Here is an 18,008-nt window from a genome sequence, read left to right as displayed (position 1 = left end):
TTTTAAGCATCTGGTGGAAAAGGGGCGCTACTATAGCACAAAGAAAAGCCGGAGGCGCAGCGCCTCCGGTGCACTTTAGAACGTCATGCTCAACTGTGCCCCTGCACCCCAGGTCTCGTCTTCGCCATAAAGCCCCATCAGGTCAACGTGGACGGAGTTGAACGGCGCGAAACCGACACCGCCGGTAAAGACGTTGCTGTCGTTCCCCTTCATATCCGCACGATAACCGGCGCGTACTGCCAGCCAGCTCAGCGGCGTGACTTCGGCACCGACGCCAACGTACTGGGAGGTGTCTTCGCTTTTAAAGCCCTTGGTTTCGGTCAGATCGCCATCTGCGGTCAGCGTGACCAGATCGTTGTGCCAGGCGGCCCCGGCAGTGACCAGCGGACGGATCTGATAAGTGTCTTTATAACTCACCACCTCTCCCGTACGCCCGTTGCGAATGCGGATATCTTTGGTATCGATATCGCGCGACATCAGGTTTTGCCCGCTCACGCCGACCGTCCAGTTTTCACCGAAATCAGCAGCAATACCGGCATCGACGTTGAAGCCAGTGTCGTCGGTACGGTAGCGGCTGTCGTTCCACTTATTACTGTCGTAATCGTAGATTGAAGTAGTGTAGTTATAGAGCCAGGTTTTTTGCAGCTTCGGCGTGACGCCAACGGAAACCGGAACGCCGCCAAGATCGAACTGACGGGCTACCGCAATACCGTAGTCGGACACAATCGCCGCCCGACCAGACGCCGTAGAGTTAAGGTTTTTGGTGATCTGATCGGAACCGTTTAGCGCGGCATCCAGCGCCAGACCGGCAGCCACCGCATCGCTTCGTTGTATACCGCGCAGATAATCAATGTCCTGCTGATCGATTGAAGAGCTGACGCGGCCATGTGCATAGCCTTTGGCCATAAAGGCCACGGAAAGGACATCGTTAGGGATACTGACGGCAATCCCCGCCCCTGCGGTGGCGTGTGCGGTTTTGCCTTTCAGGTAGTCCAGCTCATCAGCGAGATCTTTCGCTGCGCCCTGGAACTGATTGATCGAACCTAATGGATCCGTGATGATATCAATGGGGGTCAGACTATCAACCACGTCCTTGTAATGATTGATTTTATCGTTAATGGTATCAATCTCGTCCTGAAGATTGTCTTCATCGGTCACCTGCACGCCAACGGACGGCAAAATGACCGTCACATCATCCTCGGGCTTAGATTTTGCCAGTAACGCGGGGTTGATTAACGCCCCGCTGCCATAGCTCCCTGCCGCGACACCCGTTCCGCCCATTGCGTCGCTACGCGCTTCCGTCCAGGTATTGGCTGCTCCCGCCTGATTTGCCATAAAAAAGGAGACAGCAATGCTAACCATCGAAAATTTAAAATGTTTTTTCACAGTGTGCTCGTAAATAGTTTGTTATTAGTTAACCCTGTCTGTTATCACCCAAACAGGAACGAACTATTGCTGTGAATAAGTACAAAAAGACCCGCTATTTCCCTAAGTTAAATTCCATCCCGGCCTGTTCTAATGTGTGACGACCATCAATATTTATAGAAGAGGAAATTATTTTCGCCCAGGTTTTCCATCGTGCGGGCCAAAAAACTGAGGCGGATGGTCTACCCAGTGGTCTTCGCGCGTCACGGCATACACCGGATTGAGGGGATAGTAGATGCGGTTATGTTTTTTATTAGCCTCACCCACCACCAGTAAGCGCACCTCTTCATCGGTGTTGTTGATAAAGGTATGGCACACCCCCGTGCCGGCAGGAAATCCCACGCTGTCTCCGGGTTCAAGCTTCCACAGATAACCATTGATCCAGGCCTCAGGGTAACCCTCCAGAACGTAAACAAACTCCTCTTCGTCGCTTTCCGCATGCGGATAAGAAGTACGGCGTCCGGGCGGCAGCCGTTCATGGTGAATACCAATGCGGCCGAGACCCAGCTTGCGGGCCAGCGGCGCGCCAATAGAAAACCGTTCATTGCTGTCCGGATACGTTGCGTCATCGGCGCCTTCCACGTCCCGCCAGTGCCGAATACAGTCAGGTCTTTTCATCATGCGATCTCCCGATTTGCGATGCGTCAGGTATAGCACAGCCTGGCGGATCTCGGTGTTTTTAGCAGAACATGATAAAGTGAGGGTTTTCACCCCTTACCACATCCGAGGTGCCCGATGGACAAGTCCACAAAAGAGCTGTTAGCGCAAGCTGAAAAGCTCTGTGCGCAACGCAATGTGCGCCTGACCCCGCAGCGCCTTGAGGTACTGCGTCTGATGAGCCTGCAACAGGGTGCCATCAGCGCTTACGATCTGCTCGACCTGCTGCGTGAAAGCGAGCCGCAGGCAAAACCGCCGACCGTCTATCGGGCGCTGGATTTTCTGCTGGAGCAAGGGTTTGTGCATAAAGTGGAATCAACAAACAGCTATGTGCTGTGCCATCTTTTTGACCAGCCTACTCACACGTCCGCCATGTTTATCTGCGATCGCTGTGGCGTGGTGAAGGAAGAGTGTGCGGAAGGTGTGGAAGATATTATGCATACGCTGGCAGCCAGAATGGGCTTTGCGCTGCGTCATAATGTGATCGAAGCCCACGGCTTATGTTCTGCCTGCGTGGAGGTGGAGTCATGCCGTCATCAGGATGCCTGTCAGCACGATCACTCTATCCTGGTGAAGAAAAAGCCGCGTTAAGGCCAAAGAAAAAGGCGGCTCAGAGCCGCCCTTGGGGATAGTGCCGGTTACCAGCGGTAGTCGTTACGGGTTTCCCAGTCTTTGACTTCGTTTTCCGCCTGATCTTTTTCATAACCGTAGCGCTCCTGGATTTTACCTACCAGCTGATCGCGCTTACCTTCAATGACGGTCATATCGTCATCTGTCAGCTTACCCCACTGTTCTTTCGCTTTACCTTTGAATTGCTTCCAGTTGCCGCCGATTTCGTCTTTATTCATAATCGTGTCCTCGTGTTAAGCGTCTATGAGTGTCGTCCGCTTCGTTCTATTCTGCTGGACGTGATTATTATTGTAGTTAAGGATTCGGCATTTATTTTTATATTCGGAATCTTTAACCGTTACGATATATCGTGCGGGGCTGGAAACCAGGTATTGTTTCGCCAGTGACGACGCCAGATAACGGCCAGCGAAAGGCCACGCAGTGAGAGAAACACCGCCAGCGCGAGCCACAGACCATGATTGCCGAGATACGGCAAGGTCAGCAGCGTCAGGCCGAACCCCGCCGCAGCGACGGCCATACTGTTGCGCATCTCCGCCCCTCGCGTCGCACCAATAAACATGCCGTCCAGCAAATAGCACCACACGCCCACCACCGGTAATACTACCTGCCAGAGGATGTAGCGATCGGCCAGCTCACGTAGCGCGGGCAACGAGGTGAGAAGCGCGACAATATGCCCACCAAAACAGGCGTAAACCAGAGCAAAGACCAGCGCCACCAGACCCGCCTGACGACAGGCAGCACGCCAGACTTCGCGTAACTGGCCGCTTTCACGCGCGCCATAAGCCTGCCCTGAATGCGCCTCGACGGCGTAAGCAAAACCATCCAGCGCGTAAGCGGTAAAGGTCAGTAACGTCATGAGCACTGCGTTGACGGCGACGATCTCAGGCCCAAGACGCGCACCAAAAACGGTTAATGCGCCGAAGCAGAGTTGCAGCAGGAGCGAACGGAGCATGATGTCGCGATTAAGCGCCAGCAGCTTACGCATATTGCCGCGCCAGGCCGATTTCAGCAGATCCAGGGTGATACCGCGCATCGCCAGCACGCGCCAGACCATCCCCAAACCGATCAGCAGCGTCCCGTACTCGGCAATTGCCGTAGCCAGCGCCGCGCCCCGGACGTTCATGTGCAGTCCCATCACCAGCCAGAGATCGAGGACAATATTGAAAAGGTTACCCACCACCAGCAGGATCACCGGCGCGCGGGCATACTGCACGCCCAGCAGCCAGCCCAGCAGGACCAGGTTTGCCAGTGAAGCGGGCGCGCTGAGCCAGCGAATTTCGAGGAACCGCCGGGCTTGTTCCAGTACGGCATCGCTACCGCCTACAATATGGAGCGCAAGATCAATCAGCGGCGTACGCAACAGAACGATTAACGCGCCAGCACTGAACGCCAGAATGAGCGGCTGAACCAGCGCACGCGCCAGACGCAGGGGATCTTTTGCACCATACGCCTGGGCCGTCAGGCCTGTCGTACTCATGCGCAGAAAAAGTAGCAGCATAAAGAGGAAGCTGGTCGCCGTTGCGCCGATCGCGACGCCGCCGAGATAAATCGGCGAATCGAGATGCCCGATAACTGCCGTATCCACCAGCCCCAGCAGAGGAACGGTAATATTGGAAAAAATCATCGGTAGCGCAAGACGCCACAACGCCTTATCGGCAGAAGTTAGCAATGCCATGGAAATTACCGGAATCAGAAAACAGGCCAGGCTGTAGAGGAACTACAGCCTGTCAGGAAGAGATTACAGCCATTCACCGTTGCGGATAACGCCGACCGCCAGCCCTTCAATAGAGAAGCTCTGCTCGCGGAGATCCACCACAATCGGGGAGAATTCATTGTTTTCAGGCAGAAGCTGCACGGTATTGCCTTGTTTTTTCAGGCGTTTAACCGTCACTTCATCATCAATGCGCGCCACCACGACTTGCCCGTTACGCACGTCCTGCGTTTTGTGTACCGCCAGCAGATCGCCATCCAGAATACCGATATCTTTCATGGACATTCCGCTAACGCGCAGCAGGAAATCGGCGCTCGGCTTGAACATGCCAGGGTCAACCTGATAGTGCCCTTCGATGTGCTGTTGCGCCAGCAGAGGTTCACCTGCGGCTACGCGGCCCACCAGCGGAATACCGCTCTCTTCTTCCACCAGCAGACGGATGCCGCGTGAGGCGCCGGAAACAATCTCAATCACGCCCTTACGCGCAAGCGCCTTAAGGTGCTCTTCGGCAGCATTAGGAGAACGGAAGCCCAGACGCTGCGCAATTTCTGCACGCGTGGGTGGCATACCCGTCTGGCCGATATGATCCCGAATGAGATCAAACACCTCTTGCTGCCTGGTCGTTAACGCTTTCATACCGCCCCCTGGGTGTATATACAGTTATGCTGTGAGTATATACAGTCAAAGGCGATTTTGGAACCAAAAACTGCACAAAAAACCAGGGACTTAATTATTCCTCGAGGCTCATCGGAAATGCGACCAAAGTAGCGTGACCCAGGTGATCGCCGCCGTGATAATCGACAGCAGTACGGCAGCGGAACCCATGTCTTTCGCCCGGCCAGACAGTTCATGGAATTCCGACCCGATTCGGTCAACTACGGCCTCAATAGCGCTATTCAGAATTTCCACTATCATCACCAGAAGGACAGATCCGATGAGCAGTACGCGGGTGATAGCATCAACATCAAGGAAGCAGGCGATGACAACGGCAACGATTGCAGCAACCGCCTCCTGGCGGAAAGCGGCTTCATTAACCCATGCGGCGCGGAAACCTTTCCATGAATAACCGGCAGCTTTAATGATTCGAGTTAACCCAGTGGTATTATTGGCCATTAAAAGAACCTTTTATGATAAATAGCGTCTGTAACTAAAGCCGCAGCGCGTTTTGCTGCAACCTGAAGTATGACGGGTAACAACAGAAATTTTGCGCGCTTTCTGTTATCCTTGCGCCGCAATTGCATTATTAACCAGAGGCTTTACATCGTTTATGTCCGGCTGGCCACGAATTTACTACAAATTACTTAATTTACCATTAAGCGTACTGGTAAAAAGTAAGTCTATCCCAGCAGAACCTGCGCTGGAATTAGGGCTCGATACGTCGCGCCCTATTATGTACGTTTTGCCTTATAACTCGAAGGCAGACCTGCTAACGCTTCGCGCTCAATGTCTGGCGCACGATTTACCTGACCCGCTTGAACCGCTGGAAGTCGACGGTACGCTGCTGCCGCGCTACGTGTTCATCCATGGCGGACCGCGCGTGTTCACCTATTACACGCCGAAAGAAGAGTCCATTAAGCTGTTCCATGATTACCTCGATCTGCACCGCAGCAACCCCGATCTGGACGTGCAGATGGTGCCGGTGTCGGTGATGTTTGGCCGTCGTCCGGGGCGTGAAAAAGGGGAAGAGAACCCGCCGCTGCGTATGCTCAACGGCATTCAGAAATTCTTCGCCGTCTCATGGCTGGGACGCGACAGCTTTGTTCGCTTCTCGCCTTCCGTTTCACTGCGCCGCATGGCGGATGAACACGGTACTGACAAAATCATTGCGCAAAAGCTGGCGCGCGTTGCGCGTATGCACTTTGCACGTCAGCGTCTGGCGGCCGTTGGGCCACGTCTCCCGGCGCGTCAGGATCTGTTTAACAAGCTGCTGGCTTCCAAAGCGATTGCCCGTGCCGTAGAAGACGAAGCGCGCAGCAAGAAGATTTCGCACGAGAAAGCGCAGCAGAACGCAATCGCGCTGATGGAAGAGATCGCCGCAAACTTCTCCTACGAGATGATTCGTCTCTCCGACCGTATCCTCGGTTTCACGTGGAACCGCCTCTATCAGGGGATTAACGTCCACAACGCCGAGCGCGTGCGTCAGTTAGCGCATGACGGCCACGAGATTGTCTATGTGCCCTGCCACCGCAGCCACATGGACTACCTGCTGCTCTCTTACGTGCTCTATCACCAGGGCCTGGTGCCGCCGCATATTGCTGCCGGTATCAACCTGAACTTCTGGCCAGCAGGTCCGATTTTCCGCCGTCTGGGTGCGTTCTTCATTCGTCGTACCTTCAAGGGTAACAAGCTCTACTCCACCGTTTTCAGGGAGTATCTGGGCGAGCTGTTCAGCCGCGGTTATTCCGTGGAGTACTTTGTTGAAGGCGGTCGCTCCCGTACCGGTCGTCTGCTCGATCCGAAGACCGGCACGCTGTCGATGACCATTCAGGCCATGCTGCGTGGCGGTACGCGTCCTATCACGCTGGTGCCTATTTACATCGGTTATGAACACGTGATGGAAGTGGGCACCTACGCGAAAGAGCTGCGCGGTGCGACCAAAGAGAAAGAGAGTCTGCCGCAGATGCTGCGTGGTCTGAGTAAATTGCGCAACCTCGGTCAGGGCTACGTGAACTTTGGCGAGCCCCTGCCGCTGATGACGTATCTGAACCATCATGTTCCGGAGTGGCGCGAGTCTATTGATCCTATCGAAGCGGTACGTCCGGCATGGCTGACGCCAACGGTCAACGGCATTGCATCCGAGCTGATGGTACGCATCAACAATGCTGGTGCGGCAAACGCCATGAACCTGTGTTGTACCGCGCTTCTGGCCTCTCGCCAGCGTTCACTGACCCGTGAACAGCTGACCGAGCAGATTGATTGCTATCTGGATATCATGCGCAACGTGCCGTATTCCGTGGATTCGACCGTGCCGTCTGCCACCGCCAGCGAATTGATCGATCACGCGTTGCAGATGAACAAGTTCGAAGTCGAGAAAGATACGATTGGTGACATCATCATTCTGCCGCGCGAGCAGGCCGTGCTGATGACCTACTACCGTAATAACATCACTCACATGCTGATGCTGCCGTCACTGATGGCTGCCATTATTACCCAGCACCGCCGTATTTCGCGTCAGGAGCTGCTGCGCCATATTCAGGCCATCTATCCGATGCTGAAAGCGGAGCTGTTCCTGCGCTGGAGTAAGGATGAGCTGGCGGCAGAGCTCGATAAAATGTCCGCAGAGATGCGTCGTCAGGGGCTGATTACCATCAGTGATGACGAACTGCATATCAATCCGTCACGTTCCCGAACCTTGCAGCTCCTGGCTTCCGGTGCGCGTGAGACGTTGCAGCGCTACGCCATTACCTTCTGGTTATTGAGTGCTAACCCGTCAATCAACCGCGGTACGCTGGAAAAAGAGAGTCGGACGCTGGCCCAGCGCCTGTCCGTTCTGCATGGCATTAACGCCCCGGAATTCTTCGACAAAGCGGTATTCAGCTCCCTGGTGCTGACGCTGCGCGACGAAGGTTACATTAGCGATACGGGCGATGCTGAGCCGGAAGAGACGATGAAGGTTTACCAGATGCTGGCAGAGCTGATTACCGCGGATGTGCGTTTAACGATTGAGAGTTCGACGCAGGGCGAGTGATGTTAAAGCCGGGTGGCGCTAACGCTTACCCGGCCTACATGTTCTGCTAAATCGTAGGCCGGGTAAGGCGAAGCCACCACCCGGCTTTTTTATGACCAATAACTCATCGCCAGCCCCATAAACAGCACCAGCCCGACGTAGTTATTATTCAGAAACGCTTTAAAGCAGGCTTCACGCTCGCGCTTCGCGATCAGCTTCTGCTGATACGCAAACAGCAGACCCGCCACCAGCACGGACCAGTAAAACTCCCAGTTCAGCCCGTTCAGGCTACCAATCGCCACCATCAGCGCCAGCACCGACACCTGCAATATGCCGATGATCAGTTTGTCGTGACGGCCAAACAAGATCGCCGTCGATTTGATGCCAATCTTGAGATCGTCATCGCGATCGACCATCGCGTATTGGGTATCGTACGCAACGGCCCAGAGAATATTCGCCAGGAACATCAGCCAGCAGCTGAGCGGAACGGACTCGCTGACCGCGGCAAACGCCATGGGAATCGACCAGCCAAATGCCGCACCCAATACCACCTGCGGCAGATGGGTGTATCGCTTCATAAATGGATAGACCCAGGCCAGCGCCAGAGCAGCGACGGACAGCAGAATGGTCATGGTGTTAAGGGTTAACACCAGCATGAAAGAGAGAAGCACCAGCACCACAAACAGGATGCGCGCCTCTTTCCCGGTCACCTGACCGCTCGGCAAAGGACGATTCGCGGTGCGCTTAACATGTCCATCAAATTTCCGGTCAGCATAGTCGTTGACCACACAGCCCGCAGCGCGCATCAGCCAGACACCCGCCACAAACACCGCCAGGATCCACAGCGGCGGTACGCCCGGCGTGGCAACCCACAGCGCCCATAAGGTCGGCCACAGCAGCAGCAGCGCGCCAATAGGTTTATCAGTACGCATCAGGCGGTGATAGGCCAGCAGCTTATTCTGCGTCAGACTCCACTCCATTTTTTCTCCCTCTTAGTACAACGGCGATGCAGGCAAAAAGAGTTCCGTCAGTATTAACGGCTTGCCACTCAAACGAAGGCGGGTGCGGCGCCCCCACAAATCGGCATCGCAACCAATTTCAATAAAATCACGGGTCAGTTCAGACGAGGTGAACAGATAGCGCCCCAGCGGCGTTTTGCCGAGGCGTTGCAGTGCAAGCTCCGGCCCGGAAAGTGTAGACTCAGGAACCACCGTTCGCCCGGCAAGCCACGGCTCGCCATCCGCACAGAGTAAAATTTCACGCAGCCAGTAGCGTTCTTCCTGCGGCAGCAGCGGCAGCTCGCTGGCAATCTCCGCAGGCGAGACAAACCCTTCCTGAATCATCGTCACCGTGACCGTTTTACCCTGTTGCTCAAAACGTTTTGTCATGGAATCTTCCAGCAGCAGCCAGTCCAGCTGTTCCGGGTCAAGCGCAGGGATGTGGTCGAAATAGCGTAGCGCACGCAGCTGCGTTAGCGCGGGGTGTGACATGCCAGACTCTCCGATACATAACGTAAAAGCATTGTATCGCAGATTGGCAAAATGAGGACGGACAAACAGAATTTAACGATCACTATCGCAACAAAGGTGCAACTTAGCCAAAAAAAGTGCGCCCGCGAAGGCGCACCAAACGACTAACAAAATCAGCACTGTGGGGAGACGGTTACCCCTTGCCTTTTACACTGCTGATAAAGGTGGAACGGGCAGTGGTTGAACCTAAACGCTCGGCTTCATCAAGCAGTTTCAGCGCTTTATCGACATCGCCGTTTTTAACTGCCTGCTTGATGGCGTTGTTAAAGTAAGTTTCAGTATCGTTAAGCACCGGCTCGGCTTTTTTCGCCGGGGCCGGGGCTGCGGCTGGTGCTGCGGCTGGCGCGGCATACACAGGCGCGGCAGTATTACCCACCGTTACCGGACCCGGGCCAGATGAGCCAAACAGTGGGCCTACGAGTACGCTGGAGGCGCTGTTGGTGGAGACTTTCAGCTTGATCAGACCATCGGTTGTATGACGGGCAAGCGGGTCCGGAATATCCGGGACAGAGTTCCCCGTGCCTTTCGCATAGGCTTTTGCCGGGTCAACAAGCTTCGTTGTCTGTTGCAGATCTTTTTCAGTCGTGAACACCAGGACATAAATCTTCTGCTGACCCAGGGCTGGCGTCAGGCGCATAACGCCTTCCAGCCGATCGGCACTCATGACGCCAGGCTCCTGATAGCTGAAATAGTCGCTTGGGAAGAACGCGGATGGCGTCATGTTCTGATCGAGGATCAGCACGTTAGGCGCGAAGACGCTGGTCTGTTTATTGACTTCACTGGTCAACGTCAGGGTCAGCTCGCCGATATTCGCCGGCACGCTGAAAGCCGCGACCGGACCGCTGATACCCGGCACGTTCAGTGACTGACCCCCCGCTGAAAGCTGGGTAGTTTGTGTTTTCGATTGATCAACTGGCGTCCACACCAGTTGCTGAAGTGCCGCAGCCGGAATAGCTGGCGCAGCGCTGGTATTTTGAGGAACAAAATTCACATCTGCAAAGGTGACCGCAGGCGCACAGGCCAACAGCCCCGCAGAGAGGCACAGCGCGACGAGACTTTTCTTCATTTTCATTGTTATTACCTCTGATAGCGTGAGCACTGCGGTGGCCAGGCAATAGCGCGCAGCACCCTAAGGAGAGAGGGGCTCACGCCCCTCTTTTTAGGTCATTACGTCAGGTCTAACGAATTACCACCAGATTTCCATCTGGGCACCGAAGGTCCACTCATCGTTGTCGCCACGGCTGAAGGTTTTCGCGGAGGTGTCGCTATACGCTACGCCAGAGGTGTAGCCCGTATCGCCGTTGTTCGCGTAGCCCCATTTCTCATCCCACTTCGCGTAGGTTGCGAAGACGCGGATAGCCGGACGGGACCAGATGCTGTCGCCTGCCTGCCATTGCTGTGCCAGGGTGATTTTGTACTGGCTGTTTTTGTCGTCAGTTTTCTGAGATTTGACGTTGTCGTAGCCCACTTCCAGCAAGGTGCTCATGATCGGCGTCCATTTGAACATTGGACGAACACCCACGGTCCACCACTCGGTACCGTTGTTGTTGTCACGATCGATGTTCTGGTACATACCGACGTACATCAGGTCCCAACGGTCTGCCAGGGTGATTGCACCGTGATCCAGCACGCGCCACATAGAGCCGTCGTTATCGATGCTGCCGCCCTGTGGAATACCTTTACCGTTAGAGGTCATGGAATCCGTACCGTATTGCAGTACGAACTTGTTGAAGCCTTTCATCATGCTCTGGGTGTGTTCAGCGGTGAACAGCCAGCCATCTTTAGAGGCGCCAGGTTGCAGGTAGTAGTCGTCAGGAATGTTGGTATGACCGTAGTCAACGCCCAGCTCCAGCGTACCGCCCGGGTTGGTTTCCAGACCGGCTAAACGGACGTCGAAGACATCGTTTGGTACCACGTTGTCATAAATACGGTCGCCGTTCGCATCACGATCGGCGAAGGTTGCAGAACCGCCGGACTCAGAAGAACGGGTCGCTGCCAGAGAGAGTTTACCAAAGCCCAGATCGATGTTTTCAATACCGGCACCAGGACCAGAGATATCCCAGTAGTAGAAGTCGATCATGTGTACGTCATGACGCTGATAGAAGCGTTTACCGGCCCAGATGGTAGAGCCTGGCAGCCATTCAATCAGGTTTTTACCCTGCACGTTAGCTTCACGGAAGGCCGGGCTGGTGGATTCCCAGTCATTCTGTTGAGAAACGGAGTACGCTACGTTGGTGTCGAAATAGAAGCTCTTGTCGCCTTCTTTCCACACTTCCTGGCCCAGTTTCAGTTCGGCGTAGGTTTCACATTCGTTACCGAGACGGTATTTACTTTGTGCGCCTGTTGCCTGGAAACATTGTTGTTCACCGCCACTTCCGGTCCAGCCAATGCCGGAACGAGCATAACCTTTAAAGTCTACGGCGCCCGCCTGGGCAGACAGGATGCCTGCCGCAATGGCGACAGCCAGAGGGACTTTGCGCAGAGTAATCATTATTCTATCTCCTGAGATCATTGCTTTTCTTTGTAATTGGAATGCTTAAACGCCTGGCTCTTTGTGCAACCGACGACATGCAGTGCCATCCTCACGGAACAGATGGCAACGCTCTGGCGGCAAACCGATAGCGAATGTGGCACCCTCTTCTACCAACACCACGTCATTCTGGCGGTAGACCAGGTTCTGACGGATGGCGGGGATCTGGATATGAATCTGTGTTTCGTGACCAAGCTGTTCGACGACCTGAACTTCACCTTCCAGCGTCACATCCGCAATGTGGCTTGGCAGTAGATGCTCAGGACGGATACCGAGGGACATATTGGCCCCCACCTGTACGTTGGCGCTGTCGACTGGCAGCCAGACCTGCTGACGGTTTGGCAGCTCCACCTGTACCTGTTCGATTGCCGTCGCGGTCACTTTTACGGGCAGGAAGTTCATCTTTGGCGAGCCAATGAAGCCCGCAACAAAGCGGTCTGCCGGGTAGTGATACAGCTCCAGCGGTTTGCCCACCTGCGCCACGCGACCGGCGTCCAGTACCACGATTTTGTCGGCCAGCGTCATCGCTTCGACCTGATCGTGGGTGACGTAAATCATCGTGCGTCCAAGACGCTTGTGCAGACGGGAGATTTCGATACGCATCTGGACGCGCAGGGCGGCATCCAGGTTAGAGAGAGGTTCATCGAGCAGGAACACGCGCGGCTCGGCCACCAGCGTACGGCCGATCGCCACACGCTGACGCTGACCACCGGAGAGCGCCTTCGGTTTACGCTCCAGCAGATGTGCCAGCTGGAGCACTTCCGCCACCTGGGTGACGCGCTGGTTAATGGTCTCTTTTTTCGCGCCGGCCAGCTTCAGGCCAAAGGACATGTTCTCGGCAACGGAAAGATGCGGATAAAGCGCATAAGACTGGAACACCATGCCCACGCCGCGTTCAGCTGGCGGGATGTCGTTCATTCGGGTATCACCAATAAATAAATCGCCACTGGTGATGGTTTCAAGACCGGCAATCATACGCAGCAGAGTAGATTTACCACAGCCTGATGGACCAACGAACACCACAAACTCACCTTCGTGGATGTCCAGATTGATGTCTTTTGACACCACAACGTCGCCCCAGGCTTTCGTTACATTACGCAGCTGTACGCTCGCCATGCCCTTCTCCCTTCGTTACAACCTGTCACCGACAGAAACATTCAAGATAAGTTCACTATGCGTGTTCCATTACTTTCGTGAATCCTCCACCCCCCGGCTTTTTTATGGGGGAGGAGGCGGGAGGATGAGAGAGCAGGCTCTGCGACCGCAGCGGAGGGGCTGAGGCGAAAATCGTGAAGCGGCCTGCAAAATTCAATGGGTTTTTATGTGCGCCAGCACTCATAACTTAAATTTATGTTACAGGGATCACACAAACAGGGGGTGGGGCGTAGGGACTGGGAGGATGGAAAGAGGATGTCAAATAAGGAGACTGAGTCACGTTGAACCACCTTATGTATCCACGAGCACATCACCAATAAAGGATGGCAGATATGAAGATCAAGACTGGCGCACGCGTTTTCGCATTGTCCGCCCTCGCAGCAATGATGATTTCCGCACCGGCTCTCGCCAAAATTGAAGAAGGTAAGCTGGTTATCTGGATTAACGGCGACAAGGGCTATAACGGTCTGGCCGAAGTGGGCAAAAAATTCGAGAAAGACACCGGTATCAAAGTCACCGTAGAACACCCGGACAAACTGGAAGAGAAGTTCCCGCAGGTTGCGGCAACCGGCGATGGTCCGGACATTATCTTCTGGGCGCATGACCGTTTCGGGGGCTACGCGCAGTCTGGCCTGCTGGCAGAAGTCACGCCAGACAAAGCCTTCCAGGACAAACTGTTCCCGTTCACCTGGGACGCCGTTCGCTATAACGGCAAGCTGATCGCTTACCCAATCGCGGTTGAAGCCCTGTCACTGATTTACAACAAAGACCTGGTGCCAAATCCACCGAAAACCTGGGAAGAGATCCCTGCTCTGGATAAAGAGCTGAAGGCGAAAGGTAAATCCGCTCTGATGTTCAACCTGCAAGAGCCGTACTTCACCTGGCCGCTGATTGCTGCCGACGGCGGCTACGCGTTCAAGTTTGAAAACGGCAAATATGACGTGAAAGACGTGGGCGTGGACAACGCGGGCGCGAAAAAAGGCCTGACCTTCCTGGTTGACCTGATTAAGAACAAACACATGAACGCGGATACCGACTACTCCATCGCGGAAGCGGCGTTCAACAAAGGCGAAACCGCGATGACCATCAACGGTCCGTGGGCCTGGACCAACATCGACAAGAGCAAAGTCAACTACGGCGTGACCCTGCTGCCAACCTTCAACGGCAAGCCGTCTAAACCGTTTGTTGGCGTGCTGAGCGCGGGTATCAACGCCGCCAGCCCGAACAAAGAGCTGGCGAAAGAGTTCCTGGAAAACTACCTGCTGACCGATCAGGGTCTGGATGAAGTGAACAAGGACAAACCGCTGGGCGCCGTTGCGCTGAAATCCTTCCAGGATCAGTTAGCGAAAGATCCACGCATTGCGGCCACCATGGATAACGCCCAAAAAGGCGAAATCATGCCGAACATCCCACAGATGGCTGCGTTCTGGTACGCCACCCGTACCGCCGTCATCAACGCTGCAAGCGGTCGCCAGACTGTTGATGCCGCGCTGAAAGATGCTCAGGGTCGTATTACTAAGTAAGTCTGAAAAACGGCGGGTGGCGCGTGCGCTTACCCGCCCTACGACTACGGCACGATCCGTAGGTCAGGTAAGCGCAGCGCCACCTGACGATAAGTTTCCACCGTTGTAGAGGAAGAACCCCATGGATGTCATTAAAAAGAAACGCTGGTGGCAAAGCGACGCACTGAAGTGGTCAGTGATAGGTCTGCTGTGTCTGCTGGTGGGTTACCTTGTTGTTTTAATGTACGTGCAAGGGGAATACCTTTTTGCCATCATGACGCTGATTTTAAGCTCGGTTGGCCTGTATATTTTCGCCAACCGTAAAGCGTATGCCTGGCGCTATGTCTACCCCGGTGTTGCCGGGATGGGGCTGTTTGTCCTCTTTCCGCTGATCTGCACCATCGCGATTGCCTTTACTAACTACAGCAGCACCAACCAGCTCGCGCAGGAGCGTGCCACCCAGGTGCTTCTGGATCGTTCTTATCAGGCGGGTAAAACCTTTAACTTCGGCCTGTATCCTGCGGGAGATGAATGGAAGTTAGCGCTCACTGACGGTGAGAGCGGCAAAAACTATCTTTCCGACGCGTTCAAATTTGGCGGCGAGCAGAAGCTGGTCTTAAAAGAGGCCGCGGCCCTGCCGGAAGGTGAACGTGCCAACCTGCGTATCATCACTCAAAATCGCCAGGCGCTGACCCAGCTCACCGCTGTGCTGCCCGATGACAGCAAAGTAACCATGAGCTCGCTGCGCCAGTTTTCCGGCACGCAGCCGCTTTATACTCTGGCGGATGACGGCACGCTGACCAACAACCAGAGCGGCGTGAAGTACCGTCCGAATAACGACATTGGTTTCTATCAGTCGGTGAATGCCGACGGCAGCTGGGGCGACGACAAGCTCAGCCCGGGCTATACCGTTACCATCGGCTGGGATAACTTTACCCGCGTGTTTACCGACGAAGGCATCCAGAAACCGTTCTTCGCCATCTTCGTCTGGACGGTAGTCTTCTCCATCCTGACCGTGATCCTGACCGTGGCCGTGGGCATGGTGCTGGCCTGTCTGGTCCAGTGGGAATCCCTGAAGGGCAAAGCGATTTACCGCGTGCTGCTGATTCTGCCGTACGCCGTGCCGTCGTTCATCTCGATTCTGATTTTCAAAGGGTTGTTTAACCAGAGCTTCGGTGAAATCAACATGATGCTGAGCGCGCTGTTCGGCATCAAACCGGCCTGGTTCAGCGACCCGACCACCGCTCGCTCGATGATTATCATCGTGAACACCTGGCTCGGTTATCCGTACATGATGATCCTGTGCATGGGGCTGCTGAAGGCCATCCCGGATGACCTGTACGAAGCCTCGGCGATGGACGGCGCGGGTCCGTTCCAGAACTTCTTCAAAATTACCCTGCCGCTGCTCATTAAGCCGCTGACGCCGCTGATGATTGCCAGCTTCGCCTTTAACTTTAACAACTTCGTGCTGATTCAGCTGTTGACCAACGGTGGACCGGACCGTCTCGGCACCACCACGCCGGCAGGCTATACCGACCTGCTCGTGAGCTACACCTACCGTATCGCCTTCGAAGGCGGCGGTGGCCAGGACTTCGGACTGGCGGCGGCGATTGCCACCCTGATCTTCCTGCTGGTGGGCGCCCTGGCGATCGTGAACCTGAAAGCTACACGTATGAAATTTGACTAAGGAGGGCACTGAACATGGCTATGGTACAACCCAAATCTCAGAAACTGCGCCTCCTCGCGACGCACTTAGGCCTGCTGATTTTCATCGCGGCGATCATGTTCCCGCTGCTGATGGTTATCGCCATCTCCCTGCGTTCGGGGAACTTCGCCACCGGGAGCCTGATCCCGGATGAAATCTCCTGGGAGCACTGGAAACTCGCGCTGGGCTTCAGTGTGGAACACGCGGATGGCCGCGTCACTCCGCCGCCGTTCCCGGTGCTGCTGTGGCTGTGGAACTCGGTAAAAGTGGCGACCATCACTGCCATCGGCATCGTGACGCTCTCCACCACCTGTGCTTACGCCTTCGCCCGTATGCGTTTCCCTGGCAAAGCGACCCTGCTGAAAGGGATGCTGATTTTCCAGATGTTCCCGGCGGTGCTGTCACTGGTGGCGTTGTATGCCCTGTTTGATCGTCTGGGCCAGTACGTGCCGTTTATCGGCCTGAACACCCACGGCGGCGTGATCTTCGCCTATCTTGGCGGCATCGCCCTGCATGTGTGGACCATCAAGGGCTATTTCGAAACCATCGATGGTTCACTGGAAGAAGCCGCCGCGCTGGATGGCGCCACCCCGTGGCAGGCGTTCCGTCTGGTGCTGCTGCCGCTGTCGGTGCCGATTCTGGCGGTGGTGTTCATCCTGTCGTTTATCGCGGCGATCACCGAAGTACCGGTCGCCTCTCTGTTACTGCGCGATGTGAACAGCTACACCCTGGCCGTCGGTATGCAGCAATACCTCAACCCGCAAAACTACCTGTGGGGCGACTTTGCCGCGGCGGCCGTACTCTCTGCCATCCCGATTACCGTGGTGTTCCTGCTGGCCCAGCGCTGGCTGGTCAACGGCCTGACGGCGGGCGGTGTGAAAGGTTAAGTTTCATCTGTTATGCCACTGCAACCCTCAACTTTAGACGTATTGTATTGAACCAACTTGTGACTGTTGTTAGGCGCTCTTCGGAGCGCCCTTTTTTTATTCGCGTTTCAGCCGCTTTGAGTTGCACAGCCAGAGGGTGATCACCAGCAGCAGGATCGCTGCCGAGTAGATCAGCACGTCGAGCGGGGATTTATGATCGACGATGATCAGCCGCACAATGGCGGTGATGCCAATATAGACAAAATAGCGCAGCGGGAAGTGAAAGCCGGACTGAAAGTACTTCACAATCAGGGCGATAAATTCAAAGTAGAGAAAGTAGACCACCAGGCCTTCCACCAGCGCGTATTTGCTGGTTTGCTCAGGTGCGAACAGCACATCCGCCAGATGCACCGTCTCTTTACCCAGAAACACGACCAGGATCAGGCCAAGGCTCAGCAGACCGAGGTTCAGCACGGTCTGGAGTATCGTTGAGATAAACTCAACGCGCGGACGAGTCAGGGATGTCATACAGCACCTCATTCTCCAGGGCGAGGTTCCTGTATAACGCAAAAATGTGACGGGGATCTATATTTTTTGTTTATGTTTTGTCCAGATGAACATTCCTGCCGGG

At 55.1% G+C, this 18,008-nt stretch carries 17 protein-coding genes; 5 read left to right on the top strand and 12 right to left on the bottom strand.

The features are described from left to right. Window positions 1-75: 75 nt before the first annotated feature. Both traF and HWQ15_RS09860 read right to left on the bottom strand, forming a co-directional pair. Window positions 76-1,362: a conjugal transfer protein TraF gene (gene traF, locus HWQ15_RS09865; RefSeq protein ID WP_369806303.1), complete on the bottom strand. Its 1,287-nt coding sequence runs from the start codon at window positions 1,360-1,362 to the stop codon at window positions 76-78. 192 nt (window positions 1,363-1,554) lie between these two features. Next, complete coding sequence (locus tag HWQ15_RS09860) at window positions 1,555-2,043, bottom strand: cupin domain-containing protein (protein WP_022646741.1); 489 nt, start codon at window positions 2,041-2,043, stop codon at window positions 1,555-1,557. A 117-nt stretch (window positions 2,044-2,160) separates the two neighbouring features. On the opposite strand from HWQ15_RS09860, the gene zur reads away from it, so the two are divergent. Then, a complete protein-coding gene (gene zur / locus HWQ15_RS09855; RefSeq protein WP_006810484.1) occupies window positions 2,161-2,673 on the top strand; it encodes a zinc uptake transcriptional repressor Zur in 513 nt (170 codons plus the stop codon). Window positions 2,674-2,720: 47 nt separating this feature from the next. Here the strand turns inward: zur and HWQ15_RS09850 are convergent, their stop codons facing one another. From HWQ15_RS09850 to HWQ15_RS09835, 4 genes are all read right to left on the bottom strand, one after another. Continuing rightward, on the bottom strand, window positions 2,721-2,930 hold the full coding sequence (locus HWQ15_RS09850; RefSeq protein ID WP_003860314.1) for a CsbD family protein: 210 nt from the start codon (window positions 2,928-2,930) through the stop codon (window positions 2,721-2,723). Between the two features lie 119 nt (window positions 2,931-3,049). Further along, window positions 3,050-4,387 carry an MATE family efflux transporter DinF gene (dinF, locus tag HWQ15_RS09845; protein WP_063216398.1) on the bottom strand — a complete coding sequence of 446 codons (1,338 nt, stop codon included), beginning with the start codon at window positions 4,385-4,387 and terminating at the stop codon, window positions 3,050-3,052. A gap of 63 nt (window positions 4,388-4,450) precedes the next feature. Further along, window positions 4,451-5,059 (bottom strand): transcriptional repressor LexA, encoded by a 609-nt coding sequence (lexA, locus tag HWQ15_RS09840; protein WP_003860318.1) that lies wholly within the window; start codon window positions 5,057-5,059, stop codon window positions 4,451-4,453. Between the two features lie 108 nt (window positions 5,060-5,167). After that, entirely contained in the window at window positions 5,168-5,536 is a 369-nt protein-coding gene (locus HWQ15_RS09835) for a diacylglycerol kinase (protein ID WP_006810487.1), read from the bottom strand. A 154-nt stretch (window positions 5,537-5,690) separates the two neighbouring features. Between HWQ15_RS09835 and plsB the strand changes: the two genes are divergently transcribed. Continuing rightward, on the top strand, window positions 5,691-8,111 hold the full coding sequence (gene plsB / locus HWQ15_RS09830; RefSeq protein ID WP_023299088.1) for a glycerol-3-phosphate 1-O-acyltransferase PlsB: 2,421 nt from the start codon (window positions 5,691-5,693) through the stop codon (window positions 8,109-8,111). An 89-nt stretch (window positions 8,112-8,200) separates the two neighbouring features. On the opposite strand, the gene ubiA is transcribed toward plsB, so the two are convergent. The 5 genes from ubiA to malK all read right to left on the bottom strand — a co-directional run bounded on the left by ubiA (window position 8,201) and on the right by malK (window position 13,265). Beyond that, window positions 8,201-9,070 (bottom strand): 4-hydroxybenzoate octaprenyltransferase, encoded by an 870-nt coding sequence (ubiA, locus tag HWQ15_RS09825; protein WP_063149602.1) that lies wholly within the window; start codon window positions 9,068-9,070, stop codon window positions 8,201-8,203. A gap of 12 nt (window positions 9,071-9,082) precedes the next feature. Continuing rightward, a complete protein-coding gene (gene ubiC, locus HWQ15_RS09820; protein WP_063149601.1) occupies window positions 9,083-9,580 on the bottom strand; it encodes a chorismate lyase in 498 nt (165 codons plus the stop codon). Between the two features lie 172 nt (window positions 9,581-9,752). Further along, window positions 9,753-10,691, bottom strand: coding sequence for a maltose operon protein MalM (gene malM / locus HWQ15_RS09815; RefSeq protein WP_015570172.1), 939 nt, complete (start codon window positions 10,689-10,691; stop codon window positions 9,753-9,755). A gap of 114 nt (window positions 10,692-10,805) precedes the next feature. After that, complete coding sequence (locus tag HWQ15_RS09810; RefSeq protein ID WP_026094413.1) at window positions 10,806-12,113, bottom strand: maltoporin; 1,308 nt, start codon at window positions 12,111-12,113, stop codon at window positions 10,806-10,808. 42 nt (window positions 12,114-12,155) lie between these two features. Then, entirely contained in the window at window positions 12,156-13,265 is a 1,110-nt protein-coding gene (malK, locus tag HWQ15_RS09805; protein WP_003860329.1) for a maltose/maltodextrin ABC transporter ATP-binding protein MalK, read from the bottom strand. Between the two features lie 371 nt (window positions 13,266-13,636). Between malK and malE the strand changes: the two genes are divergently transcribed. The 3 genes from malE to malG all read left to right on the top strand — a co-directional run bounded on the left by malE (window position 13,637) and on the right by malG (window position 17,398). Further along, complete coding sequence (gene malE / locus HWQ15_RS09800; protein WP_022646733.1) at window positions 13,637-14,827, top strand: maltose/maltodextrin ABC transporter substrate-binding protein MalE; 1,191 nt, start codon at window positions 13,637-13,639, stop codon at window positions 14,825-14,827. A gap of 121 nt (window positions 14,828-14,948) precedes the next feature. After that, window positions 14,949-16,493, top strand: a complete 1,545-nt coding sequence (gene malF, locus HWQ15_RS09795; RefSeq protein ID WP_023299085.1) for a maltose ABC transporter permease MalF — start codon at window positions 14,949-14,951, stop codon at window positions 16,491-16,493. 14 nt (window positions 16,494-16,507) lie between these two features. Further along, entirely contained in the window at window positions 16,508-17,398 is an 891-nt protein-coding gene (malG, locus tag HWQ15_RS09790) for a maltose ABC transporter permease MalG (protein WP_003860332.1), read from the top strand. 96 nt (window positions 17,399-17,494) lie between these two features. Here malG and psiE read toward each other — a convergent pair whose 3' ends face one another. Continuing rightward, window positions 17,495-17,905, bottom strand: coding sequence for a phosphate-starvation-inducible protein PsiE (gene psiE, locus HWQ15_RS09785; RefSeq protein ID WP_000202963.1), 411 nt, complete (start codon window positions 17,903-17,905; stop codon window positions 17,495-17,497). Window positions 17,906-18,008 lie beyond the last annotated feature (103 nt).

Source organism: Enterobacter sp. DSM 30060, from assembly GCF_013375955.1.
Classification (GTDB): domain Bacteria; phylum Pseudomonadota; class Gammaproteobacteria; order Enterobacterales; family Enterobacteriaceae; genus Enterobacter; species Enterobacter intestinihominis.
Note: the sequence above shows the minus strand (reverse complement) of the source record. Positions and strands in the feature narration are given on the sequence as shown.

Coding starts and splice junctions, on each gene's coding strand:
- traF (WP_369806303.1), bottom strand. CDS start 1,362: ATGGTTAGCATTGCTGTCTCCTTTTTTATGGCAAATCAGGCGGGAGCA.
- HWQ15_RS09860 (WP_022646741.1), bottom strand. CDS start 2,043: ATGAAAAGACCTGACTGTATTCGGCACTGGCGGGACGTGGAAGGCGCC.
- zur (WP_006810484.1), top strand. CDS start 2,161: ATGGACAAGTCCACAAAAGAGCTGTTAGCGCAAGCTGAAAAGCTCTGT.
- HWQ15_RS09850 (WP_003860314.1), bottom strand. CDS start 2,930: ATGAATAAAGACGAAATCGGCGGCAACTGGAAGCAATTCAAAGGTAAA.
- dinF (WP_063216398.1), bottom strand. CDS start 4,387: ATGGCATTGCTAACTTCTGCCGATAAGGCGTTGTGGCGTCTTGCGCTA.
- lexA (WP_003860318.1), bottom strand. CDS start 5,059: ATGAAAGCGTTAACGACCAGGCAGCAAGAGGTGTTTGATCTCATTCGG.
- HWQ15_RS09835 (WP_006810487.1), bottom strand. CDS start 5,536: ATGGCCAATAATACCACTGGGTTAACTCGAATCATTAAAGCTGCCGGT.
- plsB (WP_023299088.1), top strand. CDS start 5,691: ATGTCCGGCTGGCCACGAATTTACTACAAATTACTTAATTTACCATTA.
- ubiA (WP_063149602.1), bottom strand. CDS start 9,070: ATGGAGTGGAGTCTGACGCAGAATAAGCTGCTGGCCTATCACCGCCTG.
- ubiC (WP_063149601.1), bottom strand. CDS start 9,580: ATGTCACACCCCGCGCTAACGCAGCTGCGTGCGCTACGCTATTTCGAC.
- malM (WP_015570172.1), bottom strand. CDS start 10,691: ATGAAAATGAAGAAAAGTCTCGTCGCGCTGTGCCTCTCTGCGGGGCTG.
- malK (WP_003860329.1), bottom strand. CDS start 13,265: ATGGCGAGCGTACAGCTGCGTAATGTAACGAAAGCCTGGGGCGACGTT.
- malE (WP_022646733.1), top strand. CDS start 13,637: ATGAAGATCAAGACTGGCGCACGCGTTTTCGCATTGTCCGCCCTCGCA.
- malF (WP_023299085.1), top strand. CDS start 14,949: ATGGATGTCATTAAAAAGAAACGCTGGTGGCAAAGCGACGCACTGAAG.
- malG (WP_003860332.1), top strand. CDS start 16,508: ATGGCTATGGTACAACCCAAATCTCAGAAACTGCGCCTCCTCGCGACG.
- psiE (WP_000202963.1), bottom strand. CDS start 17,905: ATGACATCCCTGACTCGTCCGCGCGTTGAGTTTATCTCAACGATACTC.